At 48.6% G+C, this 20,172-nt stretch carries 17 protein-coding genes; 16 read left to right on the forward strand and 1 reads right to left on the reverse strand.

The genetic code is table 11. The features are described from left to right. The first annotated feature begins 33 nt into the window (after positions 1-33). From WC659_04870 to WC659_04895, 6 genes are all read left to right on the forward strand, one after another. Positions 34-918 carry a hypothetical protein gene (locus WC659_04870; GenBank protein ID MFA4873238.1) on the forward strand — a complete coding sequence of 295 codons (885 nt, stop codon included), beginning with the start codon at positions 34-36 and terminating at the stop codon, positions 916-918. A gap of 156 nt (positions 919-1,074) precedes the next feature. After that, a complete protein-coding gene (locus tag WC659_04875) occupies positions 1,075-1,488 on the forward strand; it encodes an HIT family protein (GenBank protein ID MFA4873239.1) in 414 nt (137 codons plus the stop codon). 98 nt (positions 1,489-1,586) lie between these two features. Continuing rightward, on the forward strand, positions 1,587-2,840 hold the full coding sequence (locus tag WC659_04880) for an adenosylhomocysteinase (GenBank protein MFA4873240.1): 1,254 nt from the start codon (positions 1,587-1,589) through the stop codon (positions 2,838-2,840). A 76-nt stretch (positions 2,841-2,916) separates the two neighbouring features. Next, positions 2,917-3,780, forward strand: coding sequence for a PHP domain-containing protein (locus WC659_04885; protein MFA4873241.1), 864 nt, complete (start codon positions 2,917-2,919; stop codon positions 3,778-3,780). A gap of 4 nt (positions 3,781-3,784) precedes the next feature. Further along, on the forward strand, positions 3,785-4,795 hold the full coding sequence (gene rfbB / locus WC659_04890; GenBank protein MFA4873242.1) for a dTDP-glucose 4,6-dehydratase: 1,011 nt from the start codon (positions 3,785-3,787) through the stop codon (positions 4,793-4,795). Positions 4,796-4,910: 115 nt separating this feature from the next. Continuing rightward, on the forward strand, positions 4,911-5,954 hold the full coding sequence (locus WC659_04895) for a CAP domain-containing protein (GenBank protein ID MFA4873243.1): 1,044 nt from the start codon (positions 4,911-4,913) through the stop codon (positions 5,952-5,954). A gap of 134 nt (positions 5,955-6,088) precedes the next feature. Here the strand turns inward: WC659_04895 and WC659_04900 are convergent, their stop codons facing one another. Further along, on the reverse strand, positions 6,089-7,486 hold the full coding sequence (locus tag WC659_04900) for a sugar transferase (GenBank protein MFA4873244.1): 1,398 nt from the start codon (positions 7,484-7,486) through the stop codon (positions 6,089-6,091). Positions 7,487-7,800: 314 nt separating this feature from the next. Between WC659_04900 and WC659_04905 the strand changes: the two genes are divergently transcribed. The 10 genes from WC659_04905 (at position 7,801) to WC659_04950 (ending at position 20,159) form a co-directional block, all read left to right on the forward strand. Continuing rightward, entirely contained in the window at positions 7,801-10,086 is a 2,286-nt protein-coding gene (locus tag WC659_04905; GenBank protein MFA4873245.1) for an O-antigen ligase family protein, read from the forward strand. Between the two features lie 16 nt (positions 10,087-10,102). Further along, positions 10,103-12,265 carry a S8 family serine peptidase gene (locus WC659_04910; protein MFA4873246.1) on the forward strand — a complete coding sequence of 721 codons (2,163 nt, stop codon included), beginning with the start codon at positions 10,103-10,105 and terminating at the stop codon, positions 12,263-12,265. A 113-nt stretch (positions 12,266-12,378) separates the two neighbouring features. Next, positions 12,379-13,395, forward strand: a complete 1,017-nt coding sequence (locus WC659_04915) for an NAD-dependent epimerase/dehydratase family protein (protein MFA4873247.1) — start codon at positions 12,379-12,381, stop codon at positions 13,393-13,395. A 148-nt stretch (positions 13,396-13,543) separates the two neighbouring features. Then, complete coding sequence (gene metK, locus WC659_04920) at positions 13,544-14,725, forward strand: methionine adenosyltransferase (GenBank protein ID MFA4873248.1); 1,182 nt, start codon at positions 13,544-13,546, stop codon at positions 14,723-14,725. A 4-nt stretch (positions 14,726-14,729) separates the two neighbouring features. Further along, the gene (locus WC659_04925; GenBank protein ID MFA4873249.1) at positions 14,730-15,305 is read left to right on the forward strand and encodes a hypothetical protein; all 576 of its coding nucleotides are present in this window, start codon (positions 14,730-14,732) and stop codon (positions 15,303-15,305) included. Between the two features lie 12 nt (positions 15,306-15,317). After that, the gene (locus WC659_04930; GenBank protein MFA4873250.1) at positions 15,318-16,262 is read left to right on the forward strand and encodes an NAD-dependent epimerase/dehydratase family protein; all 945 of its coding nucleotides are present in this window, start codon (positions 15,318-15,320) and stop codon (positions 16,260-16,262) included. A 61-nt stretch (positions 16,263-16,323) separates the two neighbouring features. Beyond that, on the forward strand, positions 16,324-17,001 hold the full coding sequence (locus WC659_04935; GenBank protein ID MFA4873251.1) for a glycosyltransferase family 2 protein: 678 nt from the start codon (positions 16,324-16,326) through the stop codon (positions 16,999-17,001). Positions 17,002-17,139: 138 nt separating this feature from the next. Then, entirely contained in the window at positions 17,140-17,523 is a 384-nt protein-coding gene (locus tag WC659_04940; GenBank protein MFA4873252.1) for a DUF2304 domain-containing protein, read from the forward strand. 31 nt (positions 17,524-17,554) lie between these two features. Beyond that, entirely contained in the window at positions 17,555-18,709 is a 1,155-nt protein-coding gene (locus WC659_04945; protein MFA4873253.1) for a glycosyltransferase family 2 protein, read from the forward strand. A gap of 34 nt (positions 18,710-18,743) precedes the next feature. Beyond that, positions 18,744-20,159, forward strand: a complete 1,416-nt coding sequence (locus WC659_04950) for a glycosyltransferase family 4 protein (protein ID MFA4873254.1) — start codon at positions 18,744-18,746, stop codon at positions 20,157-20,159. Positions 20,160-20,172 lie beyond the last annotated feature (13 nt).

Consider the following 20,172-nt stretch of genomic DNA (forward strand, 5'->3'; position numbering starts at 1 on the left):
GATGATCGGGCAGATTCTAAATTCTTCACAGGTATGACTATTGTACTGTGCGCGAGCATGAGTTTTGCCAAAGAGGTGACCGAGACGGCCCTTGCGCTTGAGCGTGCAGGGCATAACGTGCTTCGCCCTTTAAGCCATGAATTGTGGCTTGAGCATGGGATGGAAAAGGGGAAAGAGGGGGAACTGGAATTTATGCGCGAGTATGATCTCATGCGGAAGCATTATGAGCATATGAAGCGCACAGATGCGCTGGTGGTATTGAATTATGAAAAAAGAGGGACCCCGGGCTATATCGGAGGAGGCGTGTTAATGGAAATGGGATTTGCACATGTGCTCCATAAGCCAATCTATCTTTTGCAGCCTTTGCCTGAAGCGCCTTACCGTGATGAAATTGAGGTAATGAATCCCATACTCCTTCATGGGAATTTGAAAAATATTCCAATAGAGACCACCCCTCCTCTTCTCCTTACTAAGGAGGGAATCATGGGGGAGGTGAAAGGAGGGCAGATGAAGCGAGTAGCCACGTATGGCCAAAATGACAAAGAGAATGGCTTTTTAATGGAATTATTAAAGGAGGGGAGGTTTACGAAAGCGTACCTCACCTCGGTGTTCCCTGAATCATTTAAAGGGTATCACCTCCATAGGGTGCGGGAGACCAACTATGCGGCAGTGCGCGGTAAAATGCATGTAGTACTTTATGCGATACATGGGCAAGGATGGCGCCGTACCGAATACGTGCTCGACAGCGCCCAGGGCGATACACTCCATATACCCGTAAATGTGGCGACAGGTTTTGAAAGCGCCACGAAGGAGGAGGCATGGATGATTAATTTTCCCGAACCTGCTTATGACCCGGAACTGAAAGATGAGCAAGTTGAATATTCTCAGGAGGAGTTAATACAAGGTATAGTAAAATGATATTGTTAAAATTTTTCAGTAATATTATTTTATAAGCCCCAAACCCCAATACCCAATGACCAATAAAATCCCAAATCCCAATATTTCAAATTGGTTATTTGGATTTTGAGTTTTATTGGAAATTGGGATTTGGACATTGGGATTTAATCAATGCCTATGCCCGACTGTCTTTTTTGCAAAATCGGCACACACGAAATCCAATCGAAAGTGGTGCACGAGGATAGCGAGACGATTGCATTCCTCGACATTCATCCCTTGTCTGCGGGGCACACCGTGCTTGTTTCGAAAACCCACACGCCTACGGTGACGACCTTACCCTCGCATGCGCTTTCTCCGCTCATCGTGGCGGTGCAGCGCGTCACCCATATTATAGAATCAGCCCTCAAACCTGACGGCTTTAATATCGGATGGAATCATGGTGAAGCAGGAGGGCAGACTATAGGGCATCTGCATATCCACATAATCCCCCGGTGGCAGGGCGACGGCGGAGGGTCCATCCATACCATCGTGCACAATCCGCCCGCGGAAGATTTGGAGTCGATTTATAAAAAATTAAAATCAGTCACATGAGGTATTAGGCATTATGTATCAGGTATTAGGGAGTTGAAGTGCATAATACGTAATACGAAATACGTGATACGAAACCTTTGTACTATTAATATTTTAATATGCATTCTCATATAAAGGATATATCGTTCGCGCCTCAAGGGAAACGCCGCATTGAATGGGCTTCCCGCGAAATGCCCGTATTGAAGCTGATCGCGTCGCGTTTCCAAAAAGAGCAGCCTTTGAAAGGCGTGCGTGTTTCCGCGTGCCTGCATGTGACTGCGGAAACTGCTAATTTAATGAAAACATTGCGCGCGGGCGGCGCTGAAGTGCTCCTCTGCGCTTCCAATCCGCTCTCGACCCAAGATGATGTGGCGGCAGCGCTTGTGAAAGAGGGGATGCCGGTGTTTGCCAAACGGGGGGAGGATCGCGCATCATTCTATCGCCATCTGGTGGCGGCGCTTGACCATCATCCTCAAATCACCATGGACGATGGGGGCGACCTTATCTACCTTCTCCATACGAAACGCAAGTCGCAGCTGAAACAGGTTGCCGGCTCGTGCGAGGAAACGACAACCGGGGTGATACGGCTGCGCGCCATGGAGAAAGAGGGAAAGCTACGCGTGCCGGTCATTGACGTGAATGATGCCAAAACCAAGCATTTTTTTGATAACCGATATGGCACCGGGCAATCTACCGTGGACGGCATTGTGCGCGCGACTAACGTGCTCCTCGCAGGCAAGGTTTTTGTGGTTGCGGGATATGGATGGTGCGGAAGGGGGCTTGCCATGCGCGCGCGCGGCATGGGTGCCCGCGTGGTGGTGACGGAAGTGGATCCGGTTGCCGCGATTGAAGCGGTGATGGACGGATATGAAGTGAAATCCATGGCAGCAGTGGCGGCGGAAGGAGACATTTTTGTAACCGCGACCGGCGATGTGAGCGTGGTGCGCAAAGAGCACATGCTGCGCATGAAAGACGGGGCGATCCTTGCGAACACGGGGCATTTCAATGTGGAAATTGACGTCCAAGACCTTGAGAAAATAACGAAAGCGAAGAAGGCAGTGAGGGAGAACGTAGTTGAATTTACATTAAAATCAGGCATGCGGCTCAATCTTATTGCAGAGGGCAGGCTTGTCAATTTAGCCGCTGCCGAAGGGCACCCTTCCGCAGTCATGGACATGAGCTTTGCCAATCAGTCTTTATCAGCAGAATACCTTTGGCTTCATCGGGGCACGCTCCTGCCGAAGGTGTACCATGTGCCGCAAGAAATAGACGAACGCATTGCTACATTGAAGTTGAAGGCGATGGGAGTCAGGATAGATACCTTGACTGCTAAACAGGAGAGGTATCTCCAGAGTTGGAGAGAGGGAACTTAGTTGTTTTCGTATTAGTGAACGGCTTGATTAAGAAATGTCAATCCGTAATACGTGATACGTAATACTTAATACCCCAATGATCGACCTCCACACCCACTCGCTCCACTCCGACGGCACGGAGACGCCGCGGCAGCTGGTGGAGCGCGCAGAAAAAGCGCATCTTGCCTTATTTGCCATTGCAGACCATGATACGGTTGCAGGACTTGAGGAAGCGGTGGCTGTCGCGCGTGAGCTTCAAGTGCGGCTGCTGCCCGCGATTGAGCTCACGGTTGACCTTCATGGCGGCCACGTGCACATACTAGGTTACGGGATTGACTGGCAGAACAAGGAATTGCGAGAAGCGCTTGTATGGCGGCAAGAAGGGCGGCGCGTGCAATTTTATGAGAAGGTGCGGCTCGCCAATGAACGGTTGCGCGCTGACGGCAAAAGCCACTTGGACGCAGAAGCACTCTTAAAAACCATTCAGGGGATTCCGGGAAGGCCCCACATCGCGCACGCGATTGTAGCCAAAGGGTGGGAACCGCATTTCCGTCCTGCATTTGATAAGTATTTACTTGACTATGTGCCTGAGACCACCGCGTTTAAATCCCAGCAGGCGATTGAGCTCATCCATCGCGCAGGCGGCATTGCGTCACTTGCCCATCCGGGTTCGAGTGAGATAGGATTGGGGAGATTTGCGAAGACCGAAAAAGAGGTAAGTGGTGCGCTTAAGGAATTGATCGCGCAAGGAATTGATGGAGTAGAAGCTTGGACTCCCGCGCATACGTTTGAAACGCGCGTATTCTATGAAAAGCTGGCGCAGGAGTTGCATCTCATCATAACCGGCGGCACCGACTGGCACGGACCCACGTTTGACGCGCCGGCGCCGGGGGAGTTTGAGATACCGGATGAGGTATGTAATAAATTAAAGAGCGCACTGAAGATTGATAATCCTTTTTAAGTATATGCGCATTTTTGTCACAGGCGGAGCAGGATTCATGGGATCGAATTTTGTTCATTACCTCCTCGGGAAATATCCGGGGTATGAAGTATTGAATTTTGATAAATTGACCTATGCGGGAAATTTGGAAAATGTGCGTGATCTTGAAACCGATAAGCGCTACCAATTCATCAAGGGAGACATTGCAGACGAGAAAGCGGTAAGAGGCGCAATGGAGGCTTTTAAGCCAGACGCGGTGATAAATTACGCCGCGGAAACGCATGTGGACCGCTCGATCCAAGCACCGCGCGATTTTTTATTCACCGATGTGATTGGCACCTACACGCTCCTTGAAGCGGTGAGAGAATTTAACGTGACCCGTTTTATCCAGATTTCCACCGATGAGGTGTATGGCAGCACCACGCAGGGGAAATTCAGCGAAGAGAGCAGTTTTAATCCTTCAAGCCCTTATTCGGCATCAAAGGCGGGAGGGGATCACATGGTGATGGCGTATTGGAGGACGTATAAGGCGCCCGTCATCCGCACTCACTCGTGCAATAATTTTGGCCCCTTTCAGTATCCGGAAAAAATTATTTCATTGTTCATCACCAATATCTTGGAAGGCAAGAAGGCACCCTTGTACCAAGGCGGAGAAAAAAATGTGCGCGAATGGATTTATGTGGAAGACCATTGCCGCGCCATTGACCACATCCTCCATTATGGGGAATTGGGCGAGGTGTATAATATCGGATCCGGCGATGAGATCGCCAATATTGACCTCACTAAGCGTCTTCTGCAGTTATTGCATGTGGGCGAGGAGATGATAGAATATGTGACTGACCGTCCGGGGCATGATTACCGCTATGCCTTAGACTCGAACAAATTGCGCGAGCTTGGCTGGGCGCCGAAATGGTCGTTTGAGGAGGCGTTAGCGGAGACCGTGGAGTGGTATAAAACACATGCAATCTGGTGGAAGAAATTAAAAAATAAGGATTTTGATAAGTATTATAAAAAGCAGTATGGAGAGAGAGTTTGAAATTATTGTGTGTAAAAATGCTCGTGATGGGACGATTTTATTCGGCGTCGCGATCTAGCAGCTTGATGCGCCTTTCCGCCTCAAAAATCGCCCATCCCTCGCTTCATAGGTTTTTATGCCTATTTTAGATAAGGGGATATTACAAAAATATAAGAAAGGGGATGAGTGGCGTTGGTTGTGGAAACTCCATCCCGGGCATTTGCGGTGGAATGGAGGAGGGAAGAATAGCGTGCTAAGGGATCGAAACGCGTATCCCTGGTGGCAGCGTGTTGCCCATTGGTTTATTCCTCATGAACGAAACGGCTTCAGGCCCCATGCGGTGCGGCACAACGCGTTAATCGGCTATTCGTTTATTCTCATTGCGGCAAAAGTGGGATTAACGCTCACGCTCTTCTTGAGCGTTCCCAATGAAGCGTATTTTTCTACACTAACCGCCCAGCGGGTGATAGATCTTACCAACCAGGCGCGGGTGGAAATCGGTATCGCACCCTTGACGGTGAATCCGCTTCTTGAACGGTCTGCTGGCTTGAAAGTGGAAGATATGGCGAAGATGGGTTATTTCACGCATACGAATCCTAAAGGAGAAAGCCCGTGGGAGGATTTCAAGCGGGCAGGGTATGAATATACGTATGCCGGAGAAAACCTCGCAATGGATTTTCGGGAAGCGGAAGAAGTTGTACAGGCATGGATGGAGAGCCCGAAACACCGCGAAAATATACTTAATCCAAAATATCAAGAAATCGGCATTGCGGTGACTACGGGCACGGTGAAGGGGAGGACGGTGAGTTTGATTGTGCAGCATTTTGGCACGTCGTATCTTGCGGGAACAAAACGCGAATTTGCGCCTGCCGCGCTTGGCGCGGCCACGCAGAGCCCCCAGGGAGAGCCTGCGCTTGCCGCCGCAGCCACCCAAGTCACGCTTACCCAAGGCGCCACGCCATTTTCCCTGAATAAGCTCATGAACGTGGCATTATGGACTTTCGCGGTGTTTGCGCTCGGGATGATCGTACAGCTCTTGCTCACCATTGTCATCCATATAAAAATACAGCACCGCGGGACGATTTATGCGTGCCTCGCGGTGATTGCGCTCGCGGTAGGGTTGCTCTATACGAATGTCCACTTCTTGGAGCGTCTGGGCAGCGTGCCGATTATATTTTAATGGTATCAGCTTTTTAATACTATTGCGTAAAGTAGCGTATCATGTAGCGCGAAGTAGCTTCTATGCCCTATCAGTAGAAGCCACTTTTCGCCAGCACATGGGCCAGTGTGCGCCACTAACGTGAAGAGTTTAATTTATCGTCCTGCGCCGGAGAGAACGGTTTTAATCGTCCGCAGGAGAATTGCCGTATCGAGGACAAACGAGCGGTTCTTGATGTAGTAAAGGTCATATTGCAATTTTTCCATGGTATCTTCCGGCGAAGCACTGTGGTACGTACCCGAGATTTGATCCCATCCCGTGAGCCCTGGTTTAACCACCAGGCGTTCTTTGTAAAATGGGATTTTATCGCTTAATGCTTCCACAAATTCCGGCCTTTCCGGCCGCGGACCCACGAAACTCATATCCCCCTTGAGCACATTGATAAGCTGGGGAAGCTCGTCAAGCCTTGTTTTCCGCAGGAAGCGACCCACTTTTGTAACGCGGGGATCGCCCTGGGTCGCCCATTGCGGCCCGTTTTTTTCCGCGTGTATATCCATGGAGCGGAATTTCATGGCAAGGAACACTTTGCCATTTTTACCAACGCGGTGCTGCATGAAGAATCCTGATCCGGGAGATTCAAGCTTTATGGCAGCATAGATGAAAGGGGCAAGCGGCGCGGCCACGATAAGCGAGAAAAGAGAGAGCACAATATCGGAAGTGCGTTTGAATATCTCATAGAGCGGTTTGTGCGCGCCAGTCGCATGTTTCATGAACCACAGTTCGCCAATGCTCTCGACAGGCACTTTTCCCGTAGCTGTTTCATAGAGGGTGGGCAGATCAGTGATTTGAGTTCTTAAATTCCGATGCATAAAGAGCGCCTGTAAAAGCGTTGGGCTCATGTGCTGATCCGTGGCAGCGACAATAAGTTCGACGCGTTCGTTCATGATGAGGGGCGCGATCTCTTCGAGCGTAGCGGTTGTTTTTACGGGCATGCCCATTCGGCGCAGCCGTTCAGTCTCCTCAAGCGAACATTCATCAGAATTAATTACCCAATATACCAGAAGGTAGCCGAGCTGGGGGTTATGCTGAAGCGTGCTGCTTAAAGCAAAAGCATCTTTGGAATATCCAAGGATGAGGGTGCGGATAAGGAGCGCGGTCCCCAAAATATGGTTAAGCAAACGCCGCCAGAGTGTAATTAAAAGTGCGGTAAGTGCGACAAATAGTATGAGGTTCAAGCGCGGGGTAATGCCAGGACGCACGACATAGAAAAATATGGCCGCAAGCGCGGTAGCGCCAACCATTGCCTGGATAAGAGCGCTTGAGAAGATTTTCGAATTGCGCGCAATCGAAAGCTGATAAAGTCCAGTAATGGCAAAACTCACTAAATAAATTATAAAGACGAGAGAGAAAGGGAAGAAGTGCTGCTGCCACCGTTCGGCGCTGGGAATGCTTCCATAGCGGATAAGGAGCGTAAAAAAAAGGGCGGAATACAGGACGACGATATCACCTGCGAATAACGTTAGGGTGCGCCAGCGGTGGGTAGAATAAGTCATAGAACAAATGAGAATACCTTAATTCTGACTCATTGTCCATTGTTTTTCAAGTGCATGCGATTATGGTATTATAGTAGCACTGTCCTATGCCCCGCAATACAACATCCAAGAGGGAGGCAGAGACATTAGCGCAGAGAATGGATAATATAAGGGAATCTGCATGAGTGCGCTAATAGGTATTTTTATGGCCTCCCTCACCGATCGCCAAACGTTTTCTCCCATCATAATTATGCATCACTACTCCAAGGTCGCATTCATTCTAGGTATTTATACCATGCCAGCCGCGTTTGGCGTTGGATGTTGATATACGGGGTATGACTCAAAAATTGCCACACGATAAGGCCGTGCTTCATCCTCTTGCGTGGGGGGTTCTCATACCGCTTGCGCTGTGTTTGGTGACGCCGCTGTTGGTGCATTCTTCATTTATTTTCCCCTTTATCTCGACGAAGACTTTTTGGTTCCGCAGCTGGGTGGAAGTGGCCGCCGCATGCTACGCGATCCTCGCATTTAAAGTACCCGGTTACCGTCCGCGCTTTACGCCGGTCATGAAAGCGATTGCCGGATATTTTACAGTTGCGGTGATCGCGAGTTTGTTTGGAGAAAATCTCTATCGCAGTTTTTGGGGGAACATCGAACGCGGCGAAGGGCTCCTGACACTGATGCATGTATTTGTGTACGGATTCTTATGTGCGCAGACTTTAAGGACCAAGAAGCTCTGGGAATATTTTTTTGCGGGCAGCCTAATCGTTGCTATCCTTGTGTCGCTCTATGGCATCGGCCAGCGTATGGGCGTGAGTTGGGTATTGCATTCAGGCGACACCAGGCTATCGGCGACTATCGGCAATGCATCGTTCCTTGCCGGGTACCTCCTTATGCATACCTTCATAGCGCTTTGGTTCGCGCTGACCCCCCGTCATATCGTGTGGCAGATCACCGCGGGGATCGCGTATGTGTTTTTGTGGTACGTGACATATAATACCGGCACGCGCGGCGCACTGATTGCAGGAATTATCGTCACCTCTCTTATGGGCTGCGTACTTGCATTCCGCGCGCGAACACGTAAAAGAGCAATACGATTAGCGACTATTGCTGCCGTGATGGTTGTTATCGGCATCACTGCAAGTATTTTTGTAAAGCGCGATGCGCCCTGGGTGCAGCAGAGCCCGACTCTGAGACGCATAGCTTCCATATCCTTTTCAGATATAACCACGCAGTCCCGGTTGCTCACCTGGGAATCTTCGCTGAAAGGCCTGCGCGACCGTCCGCTCTTGGGATACGGCTATGAGAATTATAATATCGCGTTCAACCGTTATTTCAATCCGCTTATTTATCGGGATGCCGGTTCACAGGTGTGGTTTGATAGGGCGCATAATGTCATTTTTGATATTGCGCTTACTTCTGGCATAGTCGGTCTCCTTGCTTACTTTTTAATGTTTGGCATGGCGCTTCGCGCGGCGTGGCAATGCGCGCGGCGTGAAGAACTCGAATCCTCCGTGACAGGCGTGTTATTTGCAAGCCTCCTTATCGCGCACCTTCTCCAGAATCTTTTTGTGTTTGACATTCTCGCTACCTATATCCCTCTCATGTTGGTATTCGGATTTTTAGATGCAGTGAGCAGCAGGATCCCGTACTCAACGCAAGGCGCGATCGTACCCTCTGGCATGCCGAAATCGGGAGCAGCTCCCGCAGTGGCAACGATTATCGTGTTAATATTTACATGGTACCATTTTAACTATTTGCCTGCGTCAGTGAATCGCGAGGGGCTGGATGCGATGCGTATGAGGATGGAAGGAAGGGGCGCAGAAGCGACTGATAAGTTTAAGAAAGTGATCGGGAGAGACACGTATCAGGCAGGCGAGATTCGGTTAAAGCTTGCCGAACACGCGCTCGATATAAGGGCAGGCACGGGTTCAGTGACTGATGAAATTGCGGCAAATACCTTTAACGATGCGATTGATGAAGTTTTGAAAAATATTGAAGTTTCTCCCAAGGATGCACAGCTTTATTTATACCTCATGAATTTATATTATGCGGGGGGCAAGTATCAGTCAGATCGATTAGGCTTAATAGAGCGCGTAGGCAAGGAAGCGCTTGCGCTTACTCCCACAAGGCCGCAAACGTATTACCTCCTCGGTCAAGGCGCAGCGGGGAGGGGAGAGTATGAAAAAGCGGCGGATTATTTTAAAACTGCAGTTGATTTAAACCCTGCAGTGGTTGAATCGCACTGGAACCTGTCGGTGGCATACCGCCTTGCTAACCGGAAAGACGACGAGCGGAAGGAATATGAGATCCTCGAAGGCATGGGAATGGGCTATGCGCAGAGAGAAAACCTTGCCGACATTGATCTTATGCGCCTTACGCAAGGCTATGCATCCCTTAGCGAATATGCGCGCCTTGCAGGCGTATATGAAGTGTTGGCGAGCCGTTATCCCACCAATGCGGAATATATCGCGAAACTGGCTGCCGCATACAAATCAGCAGGGGATTACCCGCGCGCGCGCGCCATTGCGGCCAAAATGCTTGAGCTTAAACCCGACATGAAAGCTGACGTAGAATCATTTCTCGCGGAAATTGAACAGGCGGAAAAGGGCAGCCAATAGCTTTATGGCGATTTTTATGGTTCATAAAATAAAATTAAAAATAATAGCCTGCTTTTTTGTTTTTACCATTTGCATCGGCATTGATGGGTCAGGCACATCGCAATCAAGTTTAATGCATGACGAGCAGGAGGGGGTCATCCGCATGGCAGCAATTGCGGAAATCACTTCATCCGTCACGCGGACGCAAGCGACGGGTACCGTGGTCCCCAATGATCCTGATTTTTTTAAACAGGAATATTTGCAACGAATCAATGCGCCTGAAGCATGGGCGAGGAGCACGGGCGCAGAGAGCATTATTGCCGCGGTCATTGATTCCGGCATTGACATCGCTCATCCGGATTTGAAGGACAATATTTGGGTTAATTACCGGGAAATACCGGGTAATCACGTTGATGACGACGTCAACGGTTATGTGGACGATGTGAACGGTTGGGATTTTATCACCAACACATCAGATCCTAGCCCGAAGTTTACCGAGCCGTATTCAAAATTAGGAATTAATCACGGCACTATAGTGGCAGGAGTGCTTGCCGCGCGGGGAAACAACAGCATGGGCATCGCAGGCATCGCATGGAAGACGAAAATCATGGCGTTGAGAGTGCTTGATGGCGTCGGTGAAGGGCGCACTGATCAGGTAGCGGCCGCCATCAATTATGCGAGGGCAAACGGCGCACGTATTATCAACTTGAGCTTCGTCGGACATGATTCCAGCGTGACTATGACCCAGGCGATTTCTGATGCATGGAAAGCAGGCATTCTCATAGTCGCCGCGGCCGGTAATGAAGTGAGAGAAGGCATCAATCTTGACGTGACCCCTGCGTACCCCGTATGCCAGTCAGGCACGAATGGGGAGAATTGGGTATTTGGCGTGACCTCAGTCGATTTGGCGGACCGGCGCGCAAATTTTTCAAATTATGGCAGGCGCTGCGTGGACGTGGCAGCACCGGGCATGTCTGTGTATTCTACGGTGGTGTTTAGGCCATCGATCATGGGTTATGATGAACCTTACTCGGGCTGGTGGACAGGCACGTCTGTGGCGGTGCCGCAGGTCTCCGGTCTTGCGGCCCTTATTTGGTCCATAAAACCTACTTTTACTCTGAGTCAGGTTCAGGATATCATAAAAGAACAGGCGCAGGATATTGATAATAATAATCCGGAAATCGGCGGCCTTTTGGGGCGCGGAAGGGTGGATATGTATGCATCGCTTGAAAAAGCGATAGCGACCACCCCTGGGTCTAGAGAGGATTATCCCAAGATTTCATCAGGTCCTGCCCCCTCATTTATCATTGTGGCACAAAAGTCAGTGGAAGCGCCTGAGGTAAAGGTTTATAATAATAAGACAGAGCTTATAAAAAGTTTTTACGCCTACAATAAGGCATCACGCATCGCCGTCAACATTGCGGCCGCTGACCTAGACGGTGACCGTGAGCTTGATGTGGTGACAGGGGTAGGGAAAGGCGGCGCGCCGCAGGTGAATATTTTTTCGCTCCAAGGTGTCCTTAAGTCATCCTTTTATGCGTATAACCCGACCTATCTGCGGGGATTCAGCGTCGCCGCAGGCGATGTGGACGGTGACGGGTATAAGGAAATCGTGACCGCTCCCATGCCCGGCGGCGGGCCGCATATAAGGATTTTTTCTTTTGATGGGAGGCTGAAGAGCCAATTTTTCGCTTTTGAGGAAAGTACGCGGTATGGGACGAGTGTCGCGACTGGCGATATGGATGGCGATGGTGTGGATGAAATTATTGTGGGTTCTGGCCAGGGCAGGTCTGCAGCAGTGCGGGTGTTTACCTGGAAAGGGATTTTGAAGCGAGAACTCATTGTGTTCCCTGAATCTTTCGCGGGAGGTGTTTCTGTAGCCACTATCGATTTAGAAGGTGATAACAAAAAAGAGATTGTCGTGGGCGCGGGACCAGGCGGAGGTCCGCAGGTGAGGATCATCAATCAGGATGGCGGCGTTTTGATGCAATTTTTCGCATTTGCGCGGGCGTTTAAAGGGGGAGTACAGGTCGCAAGCGGCGATGTGAATCAGGACCGCCGTGATGAAATAATTGTAGGCGCAGGGACGGGTGGGGGACCGCAGGTGAGGGTATTTAATTCTTATGGTTCACTCATGACCCAATTTTTTTCTTTTGCGTCTAGTTATCGCGGCGGAGTAAACGTGGCCAGCGGGCAGTGAGGTAATTGAAAATCAAAATGTAAAATTCAAAACTCAAAATTATGGAGTCCCGCATTAGCGGGACGTAATACCATCATTTTGATTTTTGATTTTTGGATTTTAACTTTATTTATATGTCCGTATTTTACGTTTCAGGGAGGCCAAATATTATTGTGACCGGCGCGGCAGGGTTTTTGGGATCGCATCTTGTCGAGATGCTTCTCAAAAGCGCGAACGTGATCGGCATAGATAATTTTATCACCGGAGACGAACGAAATATCGACACCTTCCTTTCTGACCCTCATTTTGAATTTATCCGCCATGATCTGACCGTGCCCATTGATGTGCGGGTATTGCCAGAGCTTAAAAAATTTAAAGCAGCGGTTCAAGGAATCCAGCAGGTCTATCACCTCGCATGCCCGACCTCGCCAAAAGAATATAACCGCATACCGATTGAGACGCTTAATGCCAATGCCTATGCCACTAAAAATATGCTTGACTTGGCACAGCAGCATAAGGCAAGATTCCTGTTCACCTCCTCGAGTGCGGTCTATGGCGAACCGAGCGAAAATGCCCCGGTGCCGGAGAAGTGGTGGGGGTACGTCGACCCTGTCGGGCCTCGTTCGGCGTATAATGAGGGAAAGCGTTTTGCCGAAGCGATCTGCGCCAATTACCGGAATACCTACAGCATGGAGGTGGTAATTGTGAGGATTTTCAATACGTTCGGGCCGCGGATGAAGCTCAATGACGGCCGTTTAATTCCTGATCTTATACGGGCGGCATTCAGGAACGAGCCGTTGGTGATCAATGGAGATAAAAATGCGATTTCGACATTTTGTTATGTCACCGACATGATCGATGGCATATTGAAAGCGATGGAGGCGAATATGAATCAGCCGGTGAATCTGGGAAGCGATGACCCAAAACCGATCCGTGAAGTCGCAGAGATGATAGTGCGCCTTGCGAAGTCTACATCTATCATTGAATATCAACCGCACTTGCCCTATACCTCCCGCCAGCTTACCCCTGATATTGGGGTTGCGCGCAATGAATTAAGCTGGTGGCCCATGGTGGCGCTGGAGGAGGGATTGAGCCAAACAGTCGAATATATGCGCTCCATGACGCATGTGTATGATATTGAAAGAGAGTAGAAGGAAAATATAAATCGAAGTTCTAAATCCGAAACCCTAAACCCTAAACACCCCATCGACTCGGCTCAGGGTGACAAAGCGGTTGTCATGGTGAGCCGAGTCGAACCATGTTTAGAGTTTAGAGCTTAGAATTTAGAGTTTATTCAATATGCAAAAGTCAAAACATTATATCTTTACTTCAGAATCAGTAACCGAGGGGCATCCGGACAAAGTCTGCGACCAGGTGTCTGACGCCGTGCTCGACGCGATTTATAAAAATGATCCCTATGCGCGCGTGGCGTGCGAATGTTTGACTACGACCGGGCTGTTGGTGGTCGCGGGAGAAATCACGACGACCACGTATGTAGATGTCCCCGGCATCGCGCGCAAAGTTATCCGTGATATCGGCTACAACGATCCTGCCTACGGATTCGATGCTGATTCTTGCGGCGTGATTACCTCCATACATGAGCAAAGCCCAGATATCGCGCAAGGCGTGGTGGACGGCGAAGGGAAAAAAGGAGAAGGCGCCAGGGAAGTGAAAGGCGCCGGCGACCAAGGGTTGATGTTTGGATATGCCATCAGGGAAACAAAAGAGCTTATGCCCCTTCCTATCATGCTCGCGCACAAGCTCGCGCGCCGCTTGGCGCAGGTGAGGAAGGAAGGAGTGCTTCCCTATTTGCGGCCTGACGGCAAGACAGAGGTGGCGGTTGAATATGTCAATGGTAAAGCAGTGCGACTTGCCTCGGTTGTCATTGCGGCGCAGCACAATCCCGAGGTGGATGAGTTTACCGTGCAGAATGATGTGGTGCAGAAAGTCATTAAGCCTGTATGCGGGAAATTGTTTGACCGAAAAACGCAAGTATTTGTAAATGCCACGGGAAAATTCGTGATTGGAGGCCCTGCGGGCGATACCGGTCTCACCGGAAGAAAAATCATCGTGGACACCTACGGCGGGCACGGGGCGCACGGCGGCGGTTGCTTCTCGGGCAAAGACCCTTCCAAGGTGGATCGCTCCGCTTCCTATATGGCGCGTTACGTTGCCAAGAATATCGTAGCCGCACGGCTCGCGGACCGCTGTGAAGTGCAGTTGGCCTATGTGATAGGGGTAAAAGACCCGGTGAGCATACTCGTGGATACCAAAGGAACAGGAAAAGTGCCTGATGAGAAACTCGCAATGGCAGTGCGCGAAGTGTTTCCCTTGGATCCCGCGGGGATTATCAAGCATCTCAAACTTCGCCGTCCCATATACCTCAAAACCGCTGCCTACGGCCACTTCGGCCGCTTGGAACCTACGTTTACATGGGAAAAGACGGATAAGGTTAATCAATTAAAGAAGAGGTTAAAATAGATTTATGTCTAAGCAAGAGATTCCAGACGGCGGAACTTACGAGGAAGACATAGAAAAAAAAGAGCTGGAAAAACCAGTGATTCACTTTGTTTGTCAGCAAGGTAGTTCATCAGGTGAACTATGTAGAAAAGTGGAAGATAATATGGAAAGAAATATGGCAGAATTGAAGAAATTAATAAAGTTTAAGGTAGATCCATCTGACGAAATAGGTTTATACCCCACATTACAATATGTTATGAAATTATTAGACTCAAATCCAAATGACATTGTTGTTTTTTCCATAGGTAATATTTATGATGTTTTAAAAAAGGTAGAATCGTATAAATCCGATAAAGTCTGGTTGTCAAGTGTTGAAGAAATGGAGATTATTATTGAAAGGCTTCGTGCCGAATTGGCAAAAGAGCATAGCAGGCTTCTAAGTCTTCCAAAGTTTTATCCTATACTAACAGGAGCAGAAGAAGAAGAAGAAAAAGAGATACAATTATTGGCGGAGAAGATAGTAAATTTAGCTGAATTTTTAGCATCACAAAAAGTGCAGATACTGAAGGAAGAGGGGGATACACTCAAGATCAAAGAATAAAATTTAAAATTTATGGAAATAATTGTCACCGGCGGAGCGGGGTTTATCGGATCGCATGTTGTGGATGCGCTGATTGGGCGTGGATTTCAGGTAACGGTGATTGATAATCTTATTACTGGCAAGCGGGCAAACGTGCACAAAATAGCTAAGCTGATTAGGTTGGATGTCAGAAACCCTAAACTTAATAATTTATTTAAAACAATAAAACCTGTATACGTTTTTCATCTTGCAGCGCAAATGGACGTGAAAAAATCATTGAGAGAGCCGCTTTTTGACGCGAGTGTGAACATATTAGGATCGCTCAACGTGATTAAATCAGCTGCTGATGTTGGGGTGAAAAAATTTATCTTTACCTCAACTGGCGGCGCAGTCTACGGCGACACATCAATTATTCCCACACCCGAAACAGTACCCGAGGCGCCCATTTCACCATATGGGGTGGCAAAGCTCGCGGTAGATAAATACCTCCATCAATTTTGGCACGTTGCAGGCATGCCCTATGTGAGCTTGAGATTTGGCAACGTGTATGGACCGCGCCAGCGTGCTGACGGCGAGGCGGGCGTGGTGGCAATCTTTGCAGGAAGGCTCGTACGCGGATTGCCCTGCGCGATAAATGGGAGCGGTAAACAAACGCGCGATTTCGTATATGTGGGCGATGTAGTAGATGCGGCTATGAAGGCAATGTATAAACCTTTTGTGGGCACGGTCAACATTGCAACAGGGAAGGAATCATCGGTAAATACGGTATATATGTTGTTGGCGAAAAACATACAGACGCGTTTGAAGGCCACACATAATCCTGCGATTCAGGGGGAGCAAATGCGCAGCGTGCTAGATTGGAAAAAAGCGAAAAAAGTGCTAGGATGGAAGCCGAAGGTGAATTTAGAGGAAGGATTGAGGAGAACTATTGCATGGCATTGTCATAATGCAAAAATCAAAAATCAAAAATCAAAATGATAGATCAAAATTTATAAATTTTGTATTCTCATTTTGCATTTTGAGATTTACATTTTGATTTATGACTGTGGTAGTTGTAATTCCCGCTTTTAACGAATCTCGGACCATTGCCGAAGTTATCCATGGCTGTTTGCAGCACGCGAGTGAGGTCATGGTCATAAATGACGGTTCGTGCGATGATACTGCGCTGCGCGCGCGTCAGGCAGGCGCTGCTGTTTTTGAGCATATGGTGAACAGGGGATATGGCGCGGCATTGCAAACCGGCATACAGGCGGCGCTTATGCGCGGTGCGGACATCATCGTGACCATTGATGCGGACGGCCAGCATGAGCCGGAAGAGATCATAAAGGTTATTGAGCCGCTCCAAAAAGGCGAAGCTGATATCGTGATAGGCGACAGGTTCGGTACGCAGTCAAAGCGCGAAGGAATGAGTTTATTAAGAAAAGCCTACATTACCGCGGGGAACCTCCTCACATGGATCCTCTACGGCGTATGGCTCTCTGATACCCAGTCGGGATTCCGCGCTTATACGCGCAATGCGTTAAGAAATTTGCAGACTCATGCACAGGGTATGGAATTTTCTTCTGAAATCATTGGAGAAGCGGCTAGACTGGGTTTGAGAATTGCGACTATCCCCATCACAGTGCGCTATACTGACTATTCGATAGGAAAGGGGCAGAATATATCTACAGGTATTGGGACTGCATTTCGGCTGTTCTTAAGAAGAATTTTGAGATAATATAAAGCGTCGAGGTATAAGAAACAAGATACAAGAAACAAACATCAAGCTACAAGATACAATAACCAATATTGGTGTTTGTGAGTTGGTTATTGGTGATTATTTGATGATTGTTTCTTGGTAATTGATTATTTACATATGGTTTTCCAGATCATCGCGTGCGCGTTAATCATATTGATTGTGGGGCGGATCGCATGGCAATTCCGCCGAGGCACGATCAGCGGGAAAGAATTTTTCTTTTGGTCGTTTTTTTGGGTGCTTGCCGCGGCGGCCATACTCGTGCCCAACGCCTTAACCATGATCGCGAATATATTAGGCATCGGGCGGGGGACTGACCTCGCATTTTACGGCTCATTCGTCATCGTCGCCTATGTGCTCTTCAGAATTGTGGTACGGATGGATAAGATGGAAAGGGATATCACAAAAGTAGTGAGACATTTGGCGCTTGATGATACGCATCAGGTATCACGTATTAAGTATCAGGGGACTGACCGCGATACGCTTGAGAATCGTGATACGTAATACCTAATACCTAATACTTACTATTATCACCATGCCCCGCGTCGCCGTGATCATAGTCACCTATAATAGCGCCCGGTTCCTCCCGGAACTTTTCGTAAGCCTTAAGGCCATGCAGCATCCCGCCGGCGGGGTGCAGTTTATTTTTGTGGACAATGCTTCTGCCGATCACAGTCCAGAATTGGTACGCGAGGCAATGCCGGATGCGGCATTGGTTCGTGAAAAAGAAAATAGAGGATTTTCTGCAGGTGTGAATGCAGGCTTGAGGCACCCGTTGGCGCAAGGCGTGGAATTTATCGCGCTTCTCAATCCTGACACGGTGGTGCATCCGGATTGGCTCACGGCCCTCGTGAACGCGTTGGAAGGACAGCGTAAGGCTGTCTCTGCTCAATCTCTTATTCTTTACGCGCAGGATCGCGAGAAGGTAAATTCAGCGGGAAATAGTATCCACTTTTTAGGGTTTGGTTTTAGTCAAGCTAACGGGCAGTCCCGATCTGTCATTCTGAACGAAGTCCCGATACCATCGGGACGGAATGAGGAATCGCCCACGAATGTGGGCTCGCATACGCGAGAGATCCTTCGTCCCGATGCGCTTGGGACTCAGGATGACGTTAAACTCAGCACACATTTCATCACCTACGCGAGCGGGGCTGCAGTGCTGTACCGACACAATGCGTTGAAGGAAATTGGTTTATTCGACGAAAACCTTTTTATGTACCATGATGATCTTGACGTGGGGTGGAAATTTTTGTTACGCGGATACCAGAATATTTTAGTACCCTCCTCGATAGTTTATCATCATTACGAATTTTCACGCAGCATCCGGAAATATTACTGGATAGAGCGCAATAGGCTCTTGCTCCTGCTTACGCATTATAAATTCAGCACCCTGTTATTAATTTTACCCGCATTAATTATTCTTGAATTCGGGTTGATGTTTTTCGCGCTCTACCGCGGTTTTTTTGGCGCGCGACTGCGTGCGTACGTATGGATATTTGTTCATGTGCCTTTAATTATGAAAAAACATAAATACGTGCAGAATATAAGAACACAGCCTGATAAGGCCGTACTTGGATCATTTACCGGTGTCATTACTGACCAAGAGATAAGCAATCCTCTTGTGGAATATGTTATGAATCCGGTGTTTGCATTATATCTTGCCTTTCTCCGTTATGTTATACGATGGTAGGGGCAGAAAATTTTCTGCCCCTACAAGTGAATTTATGCCATACCGAATCGCGCATATCACCCCCGTGTACCCGCCTTATGCAGGCGGTATTGGGGTTGTGGCGAAAAATATGGCGGGAGGGTTGGCAGGAAGAAGATGGCAAGTGGAAACGTTTACGCCCACGTTGGATAACTCCACCCAACCTCCTCTTAAGTTAAGAGGAGGGGAAGGAGGAGTTATGGATAATAAAATAACGTATCTCAAACCATGGTTGCATGTGGGCAATGCGGCGCTCGTGCCGCAATTAAGGAAATTAGAAGGATACGATATCATTCATCTGCATTATCCTTTTTTCGGCGGGGCTGAATTTGTTCTTCTGGGTATAATTTTTCAACGATTTAATTCCGCGTTTTTCAGCGATAAGGCCACGCGTGACGTTCCGCGTAAGTCAGCGTTCATTTTACAATACCATCATGACGCAGACGCTAAAGGTTTGAAGGGGATGATGTTTAAACTTTATGACAGGATTGTGCTCCCGCGTTTGATCACGCGCGCCGACAGGGTGATCGTATCAGCGATGGATTATGCGCAACATTCACGCATTGCGAAATACATAAGCGATAAGTTTGTCGAAATACCGTTTGGGGTTGATGCGAAACGATTTGAACCGTTAGGTAGTCATTCTGAACGTAGTGAAGAATCTCCCGTGCATACGGGCACACCGCTGGCATTCGCCAGAGATCCTTCCCCCGACTCGCGGGGTCAGGATGACAAATCCGTTATTGTTCTCTTCGTCGGTTCCCTCGACCGCGCGCATTGGTTTAAAGGGTTAGAGGTATTACTTCACGCGTTCGCCATACTGAAACAAGAAAATGAACAAAATCGTTTAAAATCTACTCATTTAAACCCTACCCTAAATACCACGAGCCAACTTCGCCATAGTAGCCAAAGGCTACGTCGGCTGAATCGTGGTAATCCTGCCTGCGCAGGCAGGAGGGAGGGATTGAATTTGAAATGTTTGGTTATAGGCGAAGGTAATCTTAAAGAGAAATATAAAAAAATGGCACAAGATTTAGGGATTCAAGACCAAGTGCAGTTTTTTGGCAACGTGTCTCAAACGCAATTGCCTGATTATTACCGCAACGCGGACCTTTTTGTGTTTCCTTCGGTATCGCGCGCGGAAGCATTCGGATTGGTGGCGCTTGAAGCAATGGCGTCAGGTTTGCCCGTCATCGTAAGCGATCTGCCGGGAGTGCGGACGCTGGTGGAAGAGGGGATAAACGGATTTAAGGTGCCTGTGAATGATCCACGTGCGTTGGCGCGACGCATTCAGGATCTGATTGAAGATAAGTCACTACGCGGCAGTATGGGACAAAAAAGCAGAGAAAAGGTTTTAGAGGGTTATACATGGGATAAGGCTATTGACAAGATAGAGAGAGTGTACTTAGATATGTTGGTAAATAAACCATGAAATAGCATTTTCA

Source organism: Patescibacteria group bacterium (assembly GCA_041645165.1).
GTDB lineage: Bacteria > Patescibacteriota > Patescibacteriia > 2-02-FULL-49-11 > 2-02-FULL-49-11 > 2-02-FULL-49-11.